The 1814-nt window shown below is 43.7% G+C and carries 1 protein-coding gene; it reads left to right on the top strand.

Annotated features, from left to right (window positions below; all coding sequences use genetic code 11):
• Window positions 1–118 precede the first annotated feature (118 nt).
• A complete protein-coding gene (locus tag NSQ99_RS23220; RefSeq protein WP_340838081.1) occupies window positions 119–1414 on the top strand; it encodes an IS110 family transposase in 1296 nt (431 codons plus the stop codon).
• The last annotated feature ends 400 nt before the right edge of the window (window positions 1415–1814 follow it).

Here is a 1814-nt window from a genome sequence, read left to right as displayed (position 1 = left end):
TAAAGGAGCCATTCCTGTAATGAATTAATTTGAGGTTTGATCGAAAAAAGCGTCTCCTGTATGCTGGGTCTTGGAATGTGGACCATTCACTGCCCTAATTAAGAGGAGGACGCTCAACATGAAGTATAAGCAAAAAGTGAAGCAAAATCAACGAATTCTAGGAATTACCGAACAAACACTTGTTGTCGGAGCAGACATCGCTAAAGAAACTCATGTTGCCCGAGCAATCGAATTTCGAGGCATTGAGCTCGGAAAGGATTGTGTGTTTCAAAACCAACGGGATGGCCTAACAAAACTAGTATCGTGGATGAAAGAATTACAACGGGTACATGTCAAGACAGACGTCATCTTTGGCATTGAGCCCACTGGACACTACTGGTTCCCACTTGCCGAATTCTTGCAGAATGAGGGTATCAAAGTGGTGGTTGTCAATCCACATCATGTGAATAAGACGAAAGAACTCGAAGACAATTCCCAAACCAAGAATGACTATAAAGATGCGAAGGTCATTGCAGATCTGGTTCGTAATGGGAAGTACACAGAGCCACAATTACCTACTGAGGTGTACGCCGATCTACGAATTTTTATGAATCTACGTGAGAAGGTCATGGTAAATCTAGGTCAAGTGCAACGTCGTATTCAGAACTGGCTAGATCGGTTTTTTCCGGAATACAGCGAAGTATTTAAGGACTGGGAAGGCAAAGCATCACTCATCACGCTTTCGGAATTTCCAACACCTGAGGAGATTATCACCCTCGGATCGCTCAACATTCTTAAGCGTTGGAAGCAGGACGTGAAACGGGCTGTAGGTATCAAGAGAGCTGAAAAGTTAGTGAAGGCAGCTTCCGTCTCCATCGGGATAACACGAGGTTTGACGGCTGCCAGAATAGAAATGAAGGCTCTCCTTGAGCAGTATGAATTACTAACAAGACAACTTGAAGACATTATGGGTCAAGTGGAAGTTTTGTTAGAACAGATACCCGGTTCCTCGGAGATGTTAAGCATTCCTGGAGTAGGAGCCGCCACTCTCGCCGGTTTTTTGGCGGAAACGGGAGATTTAAGCAAATACAATCACGGACAGCAAATTATCCGTTTGGCAGGTTTTAATCTTCGAGAGAATAGCTCGGGAAAAAAGAAGGGAAAGTCCAGCATCAGTAAACGAGGGCGTTCTCGACTCCGTGCATTACTCTACCGGGCTGTCATGCCAATGGTTGCTAAGAATGCGGAATTTCAAGCACTGCACAACTACTACACAACGCGTAGTGTGAACCCCTTGAAAAAGAAACAATCGCTTGTTGCGCTCTGTGGAAAACTCATTCGAGTGCTGTATACACTAGGAACAAAGAAAATACTTTATAATTCTCAAGATGTATTAGGACCTGTTCGTCAGGCCCAACTACAGGTAGCAGCATAACATCAAATTTCTATCGCAAGACTCATAAATCTAAGTGTTCAACAACGATAAAGGAAGCACGGAGCAGCCACAGAATAATCACCATTAGGGCAACGACCCAGTAAAGGAGCAAGAAGTGGCATCCACCCCTTGAGAGGTAGAACGAAGGAATGTAAGGGCATAGACCCAGTGTGACATGGGAGGGTAAACCGTCGAGGGAATGGTGTGGATATCCAAGGTGCGATCATACTGATGAGTATCCATAGATTGGAAAATTGATTCCAAGCTTTATTCCTGCAATCGACTTGCCCAGAAAAATATTACACTACTACATGATATCTCCATATCTCAATATCATCAACGGTTGAAATTCTAAGAATGAGTGAGTATTTGCGAGAAAAAACTAATTTATAGTGGGAGG

The sequence above is a fragment of the Paenibacillus sp. FSL W7-1287 genome (assembly GCF_038004245.1).
Classification (GTDB): Bacteria; Bacillota; Bacilli; order Paenibacillales; family Paenibacillaceae; genus Pristimantibacillus; species Pristimantibacillus camelliae.
Note: the sequence above shows the minus strand (reverse complement) of the source record. Positions and strands in the feature narration are given on the sequence as shown.